The sequence below is a fragment of the Massilia eurypsychrophila genome (genome assembly GCF_002760655.1).
Lineage (GTDB): Bacteria > Pseudomonadota > Gammaproteobacteria > Burkholderiales > Burkholderiaceae_D > JAFCUW01.
Window position 1 is genome coordinate 486845 of the sequence record NZ_PDOC01000003.1, and the last position, 14320, is coordinate 501164.

Genomic DNA, 14320 nt, shown 5'->3' on the forward strand with positions numbered 1-14320 from the left:
GCGCAACATGGTATTTTGATCGAATATACGAACCTGCGATGGATGAAGCAGGCTGCCAGGAGCGGGTGACGTCCGCTTTTTCAAAGCAAGCGCTGCGGCGCAATAAGTGGAACTCGAGATGAGTAGTGCGAAAAAAAGTACCGAACGCCTGATCAAGAAATACCCTAACCGTCGGCTGTACGATACGCAGACCAGCTCGTACATCACGCTGACGGACGTAAAGCAATTGGTACTCGATGCGGACGAGTTCACCGTGGTCGACGCCAAGTCGAGCGAGGACCTTACGCGCAGCATCCTGCTGCAGATCATCCTCGAAGAAGAGGCCAATGGCGCGCCGATGTTCTCCAGCGTGGTGCTGTCGCAAATCATCCGTTACTACGGCCACGCGATGCAGGGCATGATGGGCTCCTATCTCGAGAAAAACGTCCAGGCGTTCACCGACATCCAGGCCAAGTTTACCACCGGCCAGGCCGGCGGCTTCGAGGGCAAGCCGTTCAGCCCTGAAATGTGGACCCAGTTCATGAACGTCCAGGGCCCGATGATGCAAGGCATGATGAACAACTACGTCGACCAGAGCAAGAACCTGTTCGTGCAGATGCAGGAGCAGATGCAAGCGCAAAGCAAGAGCATCTTCGGCGCCTTCCCATTCCCGCCCGTCGAAAAGAAATAAGCCGCAGCTCTACCCGGGTGGCAAGGCGCGATCAGACCCAGGTCTGACCCCGTTTTGCCTTCCAGCCCCTGGGCGCGGTACAATGGCAGATTCGTCTGCCTGCGTCCCTCCCCATACCATGTCCGAACTTCGCCGTATTCCTGTCGTCGCCGCACCCAACTCCCTCCTTACCGCGCCGATCGCCGCTCCCAAGGTCGGCTTCGTCTCGCTCGGCTGCCCGAAAGCGCTGGTCGACTCCGAACAGATCCTCACCCAGCTGCGCGCTGAAGGGTATGAAACGGCCAAGTCGTACGAGGGCGCCGACCTCGTCATCGTCAACACCTGCGGCTTCATCGACGCCGCGGTGCAGGAGTCGCTCGACGCCATCGGCGAAGCGCTGGCGGAAAACGGCAGGGTCATCGTCACTGGCTGCCTCGGCGCCAAGAAGGACGCGGCCGGCGACGACATCATCATGAAGGTGCACCCGAAGGTGCTGGCAGTGACCGGCCCGCACGCGCTGGCCGAAGTGATGGACTCGGTCCACCTGCACCTGCCGAAACCGCACGAGCCGTTCTTCGACCTGGTGCCGTCGCAAGGCGTCAAGCTGACCCCGAAGCACTACGCCTACCTGAAAATCTCCGAAGGCTGCAACCACCGCTGCAGCTTCTGCATCATCCCGTCGATGCGCGGCGACCTGGTGTCGCGCCCGATCGGCGACCTGATGATCGAAGCGGAGAACCTGTTCAAGGCCGGCGTCAAGGAGCTGCTCGTCATCTCGCAGGACACCAGCGCCTACGGCGTCGACGTCAAGTTCCGCTCCGGCTTCTGGAACGGCCGCCCGGTCAAGACCCACATGACGCAGCTGGTCGAAGCGCTCGGCCAGCTCGCCGCGCAGTATGGCGCCTGGGTGCGCCTGCACTACGTCTATCCGTACCCGCACGTCGACCAGGTGATCCCGATGATGAGCGGCGGCCATGTGCTGCCTTACCTCGACATCCCGATGCAGCACGCCCACCCGGATGTCTTGAAGCGCATGAAGCGCCCGGCCAGCGGCGAGAAAAACCTAGACCGCATCCAGGCCTGGCGCGCGATGAACCCGGACCTGACGATCCGCTCGACCTTCATCGCCGGCTTCCCCGGCGAGACCGAGGCCGAATTCGAGTACCTGCTCGACTTCCTGAAGGAAGCGCAGATCGATCGCCTTGGCTGCTTCGCCTATTCGCCCGTCGAAGGCGCCACCGCCAACCTGCTCGACAACCCGGTGCCGGAAGCCGTGCGCGAAGAGCGCCGTGCCCGCGTCATGCTGCTGCAGGAAGAGATCTCCGCCAAGCGCCTGCAGGCCAAGGTCGGCAAGACCGTACGCGTGCTGATCGACGAAGTCAACGCCCGCGAAGCGGTTGGCCGCTCGTCGGCCGATGCGCCTGAAATCGACGGCGTGGTCCACATCAAGCGTTCGCTCATGCCGGGCAAGAAGCTGGTGGTCGGTGAATTCGCCGATGTCGTCGTCACCTCCGCCGACGCCCACGACCTGTGGGCCTCGGTGGCTTGACCATGGCGAAGAAGTCCGCGCAAACGACGCTGATCCACAGCGACTACGCCGCTCCCGAAGGCTTCAGCGCATACCCGACCGCGATCCACCACGCCTCGACGGTGCTGTTCAAGGACGTCGCGGCCATGCGTTCGGGCGAGTGGAAAGAGAAGAACGCCTATACCTACGGCCTGCACGGCACGCCGACCACGTTCACGCTGGAAGCGCGGCTGGCCGAAATCGAAGGCGGCAGCTTCTGCCTGCTGGCGCCGAGCGGCCTGGCGGCGATCGCCATGGCCGACTTCGCGCTGCTCAAAACCGGCGACGACGTGCTCCTGCCGGACAACGTCTACAACCCGAACCGCGAGCTGGGCACCTGGCTCACGCGCGACTTCGGCATCACCGCGCGCTATTACGATCCGCTGATCGGCGCCGGCATCGGCGCCGAGATCCAGCCGAACACGAAGCTGATCTGGACCGAGGCGCCCGGCTCGGTGTCGATGGAGGTGCCGGACCTGCCGGCGATCTGCAAGGCGGCGCACGACAAGGGCGTGCTGGTCGCACTCGACAACACCTGGTCGGCCGGCCTCGCGCTGCGCGGCTTCGACCTTGGCGTCGACATCATCATGCAGGCGCTGACGAAGTACCAGTCGGGCGGCTCGGACGTGTTGATGGGCGCGCTGATCACGCGCGACCGTGCATTGAACGATCGGCTGGCGCTGGCCCACATGCGGCTGGGGATGGGCGTCAGTCCCGACGACGCCTACCTGGTCATGCGCGGCCTGCCGAGCATGAAGCTGCGCTTCGAAGCGCACGACGCCAGCGCGCGTCAAGTGGCAACCTGGCTGAAGGCGCGCCCGGAAATCGCCAGGGTGCTGCACCCGGCGTTCGCTGACTGCCCTGGCCACGACATCTGGCAGCGTGACTTCAGCGGCGCCGGCGGCTTGTTCTCGGTGGTGTTCGACGCCAAGTACACCGAAGCGCAGACCGACCGCTTCGTCGACCAGCTCGAACTGTTCGGACTCGGTTACAGCTGGGGCGGCGCCAACAGCCTGGTGATGCCGTACCGGATCCAGGCAATGCGCAGCGGCTGGAGCGATGGCGGGGTGCTGGTGCGCTTCAACATCGGCCTCGAAGACACCGCCGACCTGATCGCCGATATCGAGCAAGCGCTCTGCGCCCTCTGAGCCACTACACTCAACACTGCAGCGACTTCAGAACGCACCGTACCGCCTCCAGGCACGACGATGCGCTACGTTGAGACAGCAACGCTTGCCGGCCAGGTGACCGTCGCCAGGAACAGGTAGCCGGCGCCGTACACCGTCTTGATGAATGGATGGTTGCCGGCTTCAGGGTCCAGCTTTCGGCGCAGGCGCGAGATGCTGACGTCGATACTGCGGTCGGTGGATGTCAGGTCTCGCGTGCCCAGCAACTGTTCGCGCTGCAGGATGCGGTTCGGGTTGTTGACGAACATCTTCAGCAAGTTCGCTTCCGACGTACTAAGCTGACTGCTCTCGCCATTCGGTGCGCACAGCGTGTTGTTGGCAAGATTGAACCGCCAGCCGCCGAACGCGGCCACCTGCCGCTGCACCGAAACGCTGGCGGCCGGCGCGGCTTCATGGCGGCGCAGGATGCTGCGCACCCGCGCCACCAGCTCCCTTGGCTCGAACGGCTTGAGCACGTAGTCATCCGCGCCCAGTTCCAGTCCCATGACGCGGTCGCTCAGATAGGCTCTTCCGGTCAAAATGAGAATGCCGCATGGCGACTGGGTGCGCACCCGCTGCATCAGTTCGAGGCCATCCATGTCGGGCAGGCCGAGGTCGATGATGCACAGGTCCGGGGCGAGCGATGGCAGCCGGTCCAGAAAATCGGCAGCATTGCGGCACCAGGCTGTGCGAAATGCAAAGTCACTCAGCACCTGTTCGATCACGCGCGCGACATCGGGATCATCTTCGACGATGGCGACGAGCTCCTGCGCTGCCGGTTCATTGTTCGATTTCAAAGGGTTCCTTTGCCGGTAAGCAGCAGCGCTCGGGCGAGATCTTGCCGCGTAAACGGCTTGGTGAGCAACGGCGGATCGCCTGGCCCTGCCTCGGCCGCATCATCGTTGTATCCGCTCATCAGTAGAATGCGCATCTGCGGGTGGCTGGCCGTGACCTGCCTGGCCAGTTGAGCGCCGCTGATGTCACCGGGCATGACCACATCACAAAGCACGATCGCGATCGCTGCGACCTGGGTGACCATCTGCAGTGCCTGGACACCATTCTCGGCCTCGATCACCGGATGGCCCAGGTCTGTCAACTGCTGGCGCACGACGCGCCGCACGTCGGGCTCGTCTTCCACCAGCAACACCAGTTCGCGCGCGTGGAGTAGCGCCGTGTCGCTCGGAGGGCAGGGCGCTTTGGCATCGCCATGGGTCAAGGGCAGTACCAGCCGCACAGTGGTGCCTTGCCCGGGCTGGCTTTGCAGCAGAATGCCGCCACCAGACTGCTTCACGAGGCCGTACGCCATCGACAAACCGAGCCCGCTGCCGCGGCCGAAACGCTTGGTGGTGAAAAACGGTTCATATGCGCGCGCCAGGGTAGCTGCATCCATTCCGCAGCCGCTGTCGGCCACTTCGATCATCGCGTAAGCGCCAGGCGGCACGGCGAAGGCGCAGGCCTCGGCGCTCAGGTCGACCGCGCGGGCGGAAATATGCAGGCGTCCGCCTTGCGGCATGGCGTCGCGCGCGTTCATGATGAAATTGAGCAGCGCGCTTTCGAACTGTGCCGGATCGACCATGCATTCAATCGCGACCACGGGGAAATCGGTCGAGACCGTGATCGCGTCCGGCAGAGAACGGCGAATCAGCGTGCCCATGTCGCCGATCATCTGCGCCACGTCCACCGCCGCCGGTTCCAGCGGATGTTGGCGCGAAAATGTGAGCAGGCGTTTGATCAGCTGAGCGCCGCGGCGCGCCGATTGCAGCGCCGGCGCGACGAACTTGTTGAGCTCGGCAGCATGGAGGGGATGTTCTTGCAACCCGACCAAGGTCCCGATGATGACGGTCAGCAGGTTATTGAAATCGTGGGCAAGACCGCCGGTCAGCTGCCCGAGTGACTCCATCTTTTGCGCCTGCACCAGTGCCGCCTGCATCTGCTTTTGCTCGGTCATGTTTTGCGAGAAGGTGAAAAATCCCAGGGTCTCGTTGTCCGGCGAGATCTCCGGCACCAGGGTGCTGCGGGCATACACCGTCTGGCCATCGCGCTGCATCTGGTACTCGTACGTCAGCTGCTTGCCGGCCAGCGCCTGCTCGATATACCCCTTCAACTGGGCATACAGCTCGGCGCCGATCAGATCGGGCAGGTAGCTGCCGACGACGGCATCGATCGGCACGCCGAACCAGTCCGAATAGCCCTTGTTCGCATACTGATAGTGCTTGTCCTTGTCGACGTAGCCGATCAGGAACGGCATGTTGTCGTTGATCAGGCGCAGCCGCGACTCGCTGCGCTGCAGCGCGGCGGCGATGCGCTCGTTCTCGTCATTGGCCAGCGACAGCCTGGTATTGGCGTTCTGCAGCTCGGCGGTGCGCAGCAGCACCCGGTTTTCAAGCTGGGCGTTCTGTTGCTGGATCAGCGCTTCGATACGGCGCTGCGCCGTGATGTCGGTGTACAGCGTGATGAAGCCCTTGTCGGGCAGCGGTTCGCCGCGCAGGCGCAGCACCTGGCCGTTCGGGCGCACCCGTTCGGTCGTGTGCGGCGCGAAGCCGGCGGCGGTGGCGACGCGCGCGCGCACCTGGCTGTCGGCGTCTCCCGGCCCGTATTCGCCCATCTTGGCGTTGTGGCGGATAAAGCTTTCGAAGGTGGCGCCGACGAAGGCCAGTTCGGCGGGAAATCCGAGCAGGCGCAAGAACGGCGCGTTCCACGCCACCAGGCGCAGGTCGGCGTCGAATACGGTCATCCCCTGGTCGAGCAGATCGAGCCCCGCCTGCAGCATCGTGAAACGCTCCAGGTCGGCCCGCGGACGCTCATTTATTTCCATACTGAAACCCTGCAAAGTTGCGATCACCGCCTGCAATCATTCGTCACATTTTGGCAATACTTGTGCAAGTATTTTTTACCATACTTGATAAAAATAGTCATTACAAGAGTTGGTCAACCCCGCCCGCGCTGGGCAAACAAGACCTGTCATCCATCCATCAACGAGGAGATCGTCGTGCCATCTAACGCCAAGCAAGCCACCGTGTTACCCGTCCGCGCGGGAGCGAAACCGCCACTCACTGTTCAGGCCCGCATCCGCCAGAACCCGAAGTTCGCCGAACTTGTCGCCAAGCGCACCCGGCTGGCGATACTGCTGTCGCTGATCGTGCTGGTGCCGTATTACGCCTTCATGATGGTCACCGCCTTCAAGCCGGCCCTGCTCGCGCAGCCGATTAGCGAAGGCAGCATCATCACGATCGGCTGGCCAATCGGCGCGCTGATCATCATCGGCGCCTGGCTGACGACGGCGGTATACATCCGCCGCGCCAATGGCGAATTCGACCAGCTGAACCAGGAAATTCTTGCCGAGGCCGCCCAATGAAACGTTCCTCACTGACCGCAATCCTGGCCTGTTGCCTGATGGGCGCGGCGGTTGCCGCCTACGCCGCGCCGGGCGCGCTCGACGCCGTGACCAAGCAGCCTGTCAACCTCAGCGCCATCGCCATGTTCATGGTGTTCGTGCTCTCGACCCTTGGCATCACCTACTGGGCCTCGACGCGCACCAAGTCGACGGCCGATTTCTACACCGCCGGCGGCGGCATCACCGGCTTCCAGAACGGCATGGCGATTGCCGGCGACTACATGTCGGCGGCGACCCTGCTCGGCTTGAGCAGCCTGGTGTTCGCCAAGGGCTTCGACGGCTTCATCTACACCATCTGCTTTTTTGTCGGCTGGCCGGTGATCCTGTTCCTGATCGCCGAACGGCTGCGCAACCTCGGCAAGTTCACCTTCGCCGACATCGCCTCGTACCGGCTGGACCAGAACCGCATCCGCACCTTCGCCGCGTTCGGCTCGCTGACGGTGGTGTGCTTCTACCTGATCGTGCAGATGGTCGGCGCCGGCCAGCTGATCCAGCTGCTGTTCGGGCTGGACTACAACTACGCCGTGGTGTGCGTCGGCATCCTGATGATCGTCTACGTCACCTTCGGCGGCATGGTCGCGACCACCTGGGTGCAGATCATCAAGGCCGGCCTGCTGCTCGGCGGCGGCACGGTGATGATGCTGCTCGCCTTCAGCAAGTTCGACTTCTCGTTCGAAACCATGTTCACCCAGGCGGTGGCGGTGCACAAGAGCGGCCTGAAGATCATGGGCCCCGGTTCGCTGATGGCAGACCCGGTCTCGGCCGTCTCGCTGTCGCTGGCGCTGTTGTTCGGCACCGCCGGCCTGCCGCACATCATGATGCGCTTCTTTACTGTGCCGAACGCCAAGGAAGCACGCAAGTCGGTGTTCTACGCCACCGGCTTCATCGGTTTCTTCTTCCTCATCGTGATAGTGCTGGGCGTGTCGGCCATCGTCATCGTCGGCAACGACCCGCAGTTCTTCGAGAACGGCGTGATCGGCGGCAAACTGATCGGCGGCGGCAACATGCCGGTGATGCACCTGGCCAAGGCAGTGGGCGGCGACGTCTTCCTCGGCTTTATGTCCGCGGTCGCCTTTGCCACCATCCTGGCCGTGGTGTCGGGCCTGGCGCTGGCCGGCGCCTCGGCCATCTCGCACGACCTGTATGCCCGCGTCATCAAGAAGGGCACCGCCACCGGCGAGCAGGAAATGCGCGTGACCAAGTACGCCACCGTCGCCATCGGCCTGGTGGCCATCGTGCTCGGCATCCTGTTCAAGGACCAGAACGTCGCCTTCCTGGTGGCGCTCACTTTCGGCGTGGCCGCATCGGTCAACTTCCCGATCCTGATCCTGTCGATGTACTGGAAAGGCCTGACCACCCGCGGCGCGCTGTGGGGCGGCATCGCCGGCCTGGTCTCCTCGGTGGGCCTGGTGATCCTGTCGCCGGCGGTTTGGGTCAAGGTGATGGGGCATGCGAGCGCCATCTTTCCCTACGACCATCCGGCCATCATCTCGATGACCGCGGCCTTCGTGGTCACCTGGCTCGGGTCGGTCACCGACAAGAGCGCGCGTGCCGCCAGCGAAATTGCCGCCTACGAAAACCAGTACATCCGCGCCCAGACCGGGCTGGGTGCGGCGACCGCATCGGCGCACTGAACGCCCCACTGAGGACATCGATCATGTCAACGACCATTGCGACAAGATTTGCCAGCCCCTACGGCGCCGGCATGGAAAAGAACCAGGCTAACTACGCGGCGCTCTCCCCGCTCAGCTTCTTGGCCAAGGCGGCGGCCGTGTATCCGGCGCGGATCGCCCTGATCCACGGCGAGCGGCGCATCAGCTGGGCCGACACCTACCGCCGCTGCCGGCGGCTCGCCAGCGCGCTGCAGCGACGCGGCATCCAGGCCGGCGACACCGTGGCGGTGATGGCGCCGAACATTCCGGCGACGTACGAAGCCTGCTTTGGCGTGCCGATGATCGGCGCGGTGCTCAACACGCTCAACATCCGGCTCGATGCCGAGGCGATCGCGTTCCAGCTGGCGCACAGCGAAGCGCGCGTGCTGCTGACCGACCGTGAGTTCAGTGCCACCATTGCGCGCGCGCTGGCATTGCTGGAGCACCCGCCGCTGGTGATCGACATCGACGACGCCCTGTATGAAGGCGGCGAAAGGCTCGGCCAGCTCGGGTACGAAGAGCTGCTGCTCGAAGGCGACCCGGAATTCGCATGGCAATTGCCGGTCGACGAGTGGGACGCGATCACGCTGAACTACACCTCCGGCACCACCGGCAATCCGAAAGGCGTGGTGTACCACCATCGCGGCGCTTACCTGAATGCCGTGTCGAACATTGTTTCCTGGGGCATGCCGCAACACGCGGTCTACCTGTGGACCTTGCCAATGTTCCACTGCAACGGCTGGTGCTTTCCGTGGACCATGGCGGCCAACGCCGGCACCAACGTCTGCCTGCGGCGGGTCGACGCCGGCCTCGTCTTTGAGGCGATCCGCGCCCATCGCGTAACGCACATGTGCGCCGCGCCGATTGTCTACAACATGCTGATCGATGCAGCGCCGGTGGCCGGCACGGCGATCGGGCACACCGTCAGCGGCTTCATCGCCGGCGCGGCGCCGCCGGCCTCGACCATCGAAGGGATGGAGCGTCTCGGCTTCGACATCACCCATGTGTATGGCCTGACCGAAACCTACGGCCCGGCCGCGGTGTGCGCCAGGCATGACGCCTGGGCCGCGCTGCCGCTCGACGAACGGGCCCGCCTGAACGCGCGCCAGGGCGTGGCCAGCCCGATGCAGGAAACGATGTCGGTGCGCGATCCGCACACGCTCGCGGCGGTGCCGTGGGACGGCGACACGATGGGCGAGATCATGTTTCGCGGCAACGTCACGATGAAGGGCTACCTGAAGAACCCGGTCGCCACCGCGGAAGCGTTTGCCGGCGGCTGGTTTCACACCGGCGACCTCGCCGTGGTCGATGCGGACGGTTATGTGCGCATCAAGGACCGTTCGAAGGACGTGATCATCTCAGGCGGCGAAAACGTGTCGTCGATCGAGGTCGAGGAGGTGCTGTACCGGCATCCGGCCGTCGAAGTGGTAGCAGTGGTGGCCAAGCCCGACCCGAAATGGGGCGAAGTGCCGGTGGCGTTCGTCCAGATCAGGCCGGGCGCGGCGACCTCGGAAGCGGAAATCCGCGCTTTCTGCCGCGAGCACCTGGCCCATTTCAAGGTGCCCAAGGAGGTGGTGTTTTGCAGCATCCCGAAGACGGCCACCGGAAAACTGCAGAAATTCTTGCTGCGCGATTTGCTCAACGAGCAAGCGGCGCCTGTCTCGGACCTGAAATCGGCATAGGAGAAACACATGAATATTCTGGGCGGGTACGACATCGAGGACTTTACGGTCGGCATGAACGCGACGTTTTCGAAGACCATCACCGAGGCCGACATCGTCTTGTTCGCCGGTGTTTCGGGCGACAACAATGCGCTCCACATCAACGAGGAATATGCGCAGGTTACGCAATTTGGCGGACGCATCGCGCACGGCATGCTGACGGCCAGCGTGATTTCAGCGGCGGTGGCCAACAAGCTGCCCGGGCCTGGCGCGGTGTACATGAGCCAGAGCCTGATCTTTCGCGCCCCGGTGCGGCCGGGCGACACCGTGCATGCCACGGTCACGGTCAAGGAAATTTTCACTGATCGAAAACGCGTCGTGCTGCAGACTACCTGCACCGTGAAAGGACACGCCGTGATTGACGGCGAGGCGCTGGTCAAGGTCGGCTCGCGCCAGCCGGCCGCTGCGGTGCAGGCGGAGCTCGACAGGATCAGAATTGCGGCCAAATCCGCCTGATTTTTCATTCTCTTACAAAGGCAACATCATGAAAGTGCTGGTACCGGTCAAACGCGTGGTCGACTATAACGTCAAGGTGCGTGTCAAGAGCGATGGCAGCGGCGTCGATATCGCCAACGTCAAGATGTCGATGAATCCCTTCGACGAGATCGCCCTGGAAGAAGCGGTGCGGCTGAAGGAAGCGGGCAAGGTCCTTGAGGTGATCGCAGTGTCGTGCGGCGTTGCGCAATGCCAGGAAACGCTGCGCACGGCGCTGGCTATCGGCGCCGACCGCGCCATCCTGGTCGACACCGCGGCCGAACTGGAACCGCTGGCGGTGGCCAAGCTGCTGACGGCGCTCGCCAGGAAGGAACGGCCGCATTTGATCATCCTGGGCAAGCAGGCAATCGACGACGATTGCAACCAGACTGGCCAGATGCTGGCGGCCTTGCTGGGCTGGCCGCAAGCGACCTTTGCCTCGAAAGTGGTGCTGGACGAGGAAACGGTGACAGTGACGCGCGAAGTCGACGGCGGCCTCGAAACGCTGACGCTGGTGCTGCCGGCGATCATCACCACCGATTTGCGCCTGAACGAGCCGCGCTACGCGACGCTGCCAAATATCATGCGGGCCAAGAAGAAGCGGGTCGACACCTACACGCCGCAAGCGCTGGAGGTCGACTGCGCGGCGCGCCTGGCCACCTTGAAGATTGTCGAGCCGGCCCGGCGTTCGGCCGGCATCACGGTGCCCGATGCGGCAACCCTGGTGGCCAAACTGCGCAACGAAGCAAAAGTCATCTGACGAAACCGTTTGAAAAATAGGAAAAATCATGGTCGCATTGGTTATTGCCGAGCACGACAACAGCTCGCTCAAAGGAAGTACCCACCATACCGTCACCGCCGCGGCGCTATGCGGCGGCGAGGTGCATGTGCTCGTTGCCGGGCACAACTGCGCTGCCGTTGCGGCGCAAGCGGCTGGCATGGGCGCGGTGACCCGGGTGCTGGTTGCCGATGCGGCCTGGATGGCAGATGGCCTGGCCGAGAACGTGGCCGCCCAGGTTGTGGCGCTGGCAGCGGGCTACAGCCATATCCTGGCGCCGGCGACTGCCTACGGCAAGAATATCGCGCCGCGCGTTGCGGCGATGCTGGACGTGGCGCAAATTTCCGAGATCACCAAGGTCGACTCGCGCGACACCTTCGAGCGACCGGTCTACGCCGGCAACGCGATAGCCACAGTGCGGTCGGGCGACGCCATCAAGGTGATCACGGTGCGCGCCACCGGTTTCGATGCCGCCGCTGACGGCGGCGCGCTGGCCGAGGTCGAGCGGGTCAAGCCGGTTGCAGATTCGGGAAAGTCGGTATTCGTCGGGCGCGAACTGGTCAAGTCGGACCGTCCCGAACTGACCGCCGCCAACATCGTCGTCTCGGGCGGGCGCGGCATGGGCTCCGGCGAGAACTTCAGGATCCTCGAACCGCTGGCCGACCGGCTCGGCGCGGCGATGGGCGCCTCGCGCGCCGCGGTCGATGCCGGTTTTGTGCCAAATGACTGGCAGGTCGGCCAGACCGGCAAGATCGTCGCGCCCAGCCTGTACATCGCGGTCGGCATTTCCGGCGCGATCCAGCACCTGGCCGGCATGAAAGACTCGAAGACAATCGTCGCCATCAACAAGGATCCGGAGGCGCCGATCTTCGCGGTGGCCGATTACGGCATCGTCGGCGACCTGTTCGACGTCGTGCCGCAACTGGTGACGGAACTGGGCTGACCGCCCGCACCAGCCAATCAAGTTTTCCTGGAGAGTAAAAAATGACGTACACCGCCCCATTGAAAGACATGCTATTCGCCATGCGCGAGCTGGCCGGCCTCGACACCGTGAATGCCTTGCCCGGCTGTGAAGACGCCACCGTCGACACAGTCGAGGCCGTGCTGGAGGAGCATGCCAAATTCTGCGGCAGCGTCGTCGCGCCGCTGAACTGGCCAAGCGACAGGGAACCGAGCTACTGGCACGACGGCCAGGTAACGACCGCCAGCGGCTTCAAGCCCGCATTCAAGGCGTTCGCCGAGGCTGGCTGGCAGGGCGTGCAGCATCCGGTCGAGTTCGGCGGGCAGGGCTTGCCCAAGCTGGTCGCCACGCCGTGCATCGAAATGCTCAATGCGGCCAGCATCTCGTTCGCGCTGGTGGCGCTGTTGTCGGACGGCGCCATCGAAGCCTTGCTGACGGCCGGCAGCGACGCCCAAAAGGCGGCCTACCTCGAACCGCTTGTCTCCGGCCGGTGGACTGGCACCATGAACCTGACCGAGCCGCAGGCCGGCTCCGACCTGTCGGCCGTGCGCAGCCGCGCGGTGCCGCAGGACGACGGCAGCTACAAGGTATTCGGCACCAAGATATTCATCACCTATGGCGATCACGACATGGCTGAGAACATCGTCCACCTGGTGTTGGCGCGCACGCCCGATGCGCCAGCGGGGGTGAAGGGGATCTCGCTGTTCGTGGTGCCCAAGTTCATGGTGAACGCCGACGGCTCGCTTGGCGCGCGCAATGACGTTGAGTGCGTGTCGATCGAGCACAAGCTGGGCATCAAGGCCAGCCCGACCGCGGTGCTGCAGTTCGGCGACCATGGCGGCGCCGCCGCTACCCTGGTGGGAGAGGAAAACCGCGGCCTCGAATACATGTTCATCATGATGAACGCAGCCCGCTTCGGCGTCGGCATGCAGGGCATCGGCCTGGCCGAGCGCTCCTACCAGCAGGCGGTGGCGTTTGCCAGGGACCGGCTACAGTCGCGCGACCTGTCAGGTTCCCCCGGGCCGGTGGCGATCATCCATCACCCCGACGTGCGGCGCATGCTGATGTCGATGCGCGCACACACCGAAGCGGCACGCGCGCTGGCCTATGTCGGCGCCGCCGTCAGCGACATCGCCCGCCATCATCGGGATGCGGCCACGCGCGCCGCCAGCCTGGCAGTGTATGAGTACCTGGTGCCGATCATCAAGGGCTGGTCCACCGAAATGGCGCAGGACGTGACGCGCGATGGCGTGCAAGTGCACGGGGGCATGGGCTTTATCGAAGAAACCGGCGCCGCCCAGCATTTCCGGGATGCCAAAATCCTGACGATTTACGAAGGCACGACGGCGATCCAGGCCAATGACCTGGTCGGCCGCAAGACGCTGCGCGATGGCGGGGCCACGGCGCGTTCGATCATTGCCCAGGTGCGCGCGACCGAGGCCCAACTGGCCGCACTCGCCGGTGGCGCGCATGGCGCCGACTTTGCGGCGATTTTACGACGGCTGTCGGAAGGCAGCGTCGCGCTCGAAGCGGTGGTCGACTACGTGGCAGGGAGCGCCAAGACCGACATCAAGGCTGTGTTTTCCGGCAGCGTGTTGTACCTGCGCCTGGCCGGTATCGTGCTCGGTGGCTGGCAGATGGCGCGCGCGGCAATTATCTCTCAGAAAAAACTTGACGCTGGCGACTCCGACGCGTCGTTCTACCAGGCCAAGATCGGCACGGCGCGTTTCTTTGCCGACCACATCCTGTCGCAGGCGCCTGGCCTGCGCGGCGCGATCGTCGACGGCAGTTCTGGCGTGCTGGCCTTGAGTGCAGAGCAGTTCTAGCGCCTGGAATCGTATGCACAACCGAGACAGTCTTCATGAAGCTGCCGCCGGCGCGTCGGCCGACTTGCTCGAAAGGCTGACCCAGCAGGTGCCCTGTGCCCTGTTCGTTCCGCGATGCATGGGGCGGCGATT

The 14320-nt window shown here is 64.1% G+C and carries 12 protein-coding genes; 10 read left to right on the top strand and 2 right to left on the bottom strand.

All coding sequences use genetic code 11. The features are described from left to right. Positions 1-118 precede the first annotated feature (118 nt). From phaR to CR105_RS07905, 3 genes are all read left to right on the top strand, one after another. The gene (gene phaR, locus CR105_RS07895; protein ID WP_099787868.1) at positions 119-670 is read left to right on the top strand and encodes a polyhydroxyalkanoate synthesis repressor PhaR; all 552 of its coding nucleotides are present in this window, start codon (positions 119-121) and stop codon (positions 668-670) included. A 118-nt stretch (positions 671-788) separates the two neighbouring features. After that, positions 789-2198, top strand: coding sequence for a 30S ribosomal protein S12 methylthiotransferase RimO (gene rimO / locus CR105_RS07900; protein WP_229413723.1), 1410 nt, complete (start codon positions 789-791; stop codon positions 2196-2198). 2 nt (positions 2199-2200) lie between these two features. Then, entirely contained in the window at positions 2201-3364 is a 1164-nt protein-coding gene (locus CR105_RS07905) for a cystathionine beta-lyase (protein WP_099787869.1), read from the top strand. Positions 3365-3429: 65 nt separating this feature from the next. On the opposite strand, the gene CR105_RS07910 is transcribed toward CR105_RS07905, so the two are convergent. Further along, a complete protein-coding gene (locus CR105_RS07910) occupies positions 3430-4179 on the bottom strand; it encodes a response regulator transcription factor (protein WP_099787870.1) in 750 nt (249 codons plus the stop codon). Then, positions 4176-6197 (bottom strand): PAS-domain containing protein, encoded by a 2022-nt coding sequence (locus CR105_RS07915; RefSeq protein WP_099787871.1) that lies wholly within the window; start codon positions 6195-6197, stop codon positions 4176-4178. The genes CR105_RS07910 and CR105_RS07915 overlap by 4 nt, the downstream gene beginning before the upstream one ends. A 174-nt stretch (positions 6198-6371) precedes the next feature. Here CR105_RS07915 and CR105_RS07920 point away from each other — a divergent pair, with 174 nt between their 5' ends. The 7 genes from CR105_RS07920 to CR105_RS07950 are packed head-to-tail and all read left to right on the top strand — an operon-like array spanning position 6372 to position 14188. Then, positions 6372-6737 carry a DUF485 domain-containing protein gene (locus tag CR105_RS07920; protein ID WP_229413725.1) on the top strand — a complete coding sequence of 122 codons (366 nt, stop codon included), beginning with the start codon at positions 6372-6374 and terminating at the stop codon, positions 6735-6737. Continuing rightward, positions 6734-8410 (top strand): cation acetate symporter, encoded by a 1677-nt coding sequence (locus CR105_RS07925; RefSeq protein ID WP_099787872.1) that lies wholly within the window; start codon positions 6734-6736, stop codon positions 8408-8410. The genes CR105_RS07920 and CR105_RS07925 overlap by 4 nt, the downstream gene beginning before the upstream one ends. A gap of 23 nt (positions 8411-8433) precedes the next feature. Then, positions 8434-10110: an acyl-CoA synthetase gene (locus tag CR105_RS07930; protein WP_218968674.1), complete on the top strand. Its 1677-nt coding sequence runs from the start codon at positions 8434-8436 to the stop codon at positions 10108-10110. Between the two features lie 9 nt (positions 10111-10119). Next, a complete protein-coding gene (locus CR105_RS07935; RefSeq protein ID WP_099787874.1) occupies positions 10120-10605 on the top strand; it encodes a MaoC family dehydratase in 486 nt (161 codons plus the stop codon). 28 nt (positions 10606-10633) lie between these two features. Then, positions 10634-11383, top strand: a complete 750-nt coding sequence (locus CR105_RS07940; protein WP_099787875.1) for an electron transfer flavoprotein subunit beta/FixA family protein — start codon at positions 10634-10636, stop codon at positions 11381-11383. Between the two features lie 28 nt (positions 11384-11411). After that, positions 11412-12344, top strand: coding sequence for an electron transfer flavoprotein subunit alpha/FixB family protein (locus CR105_RS07945; RefSeq protein ID WP_099787876.1), 933 nt, complete (start codon positions 11412-11414; stop codon positions 12342-12344). A gap of 41 nt (positions 12345-12385) precedes the next feature. After that, complete coding sequence (locus tag CR105_RS07950; RefSeq protein ID WP_099787877.1) at positions 12386-14188, top strand: acyl-CoA dehydrogenase; 1803 nt, start codon at positions 12386-12388, stop codon at positions 14186-14188. The last annotated feature ends 132 nt before the right edge of the window (positions 14189-14320 follow it).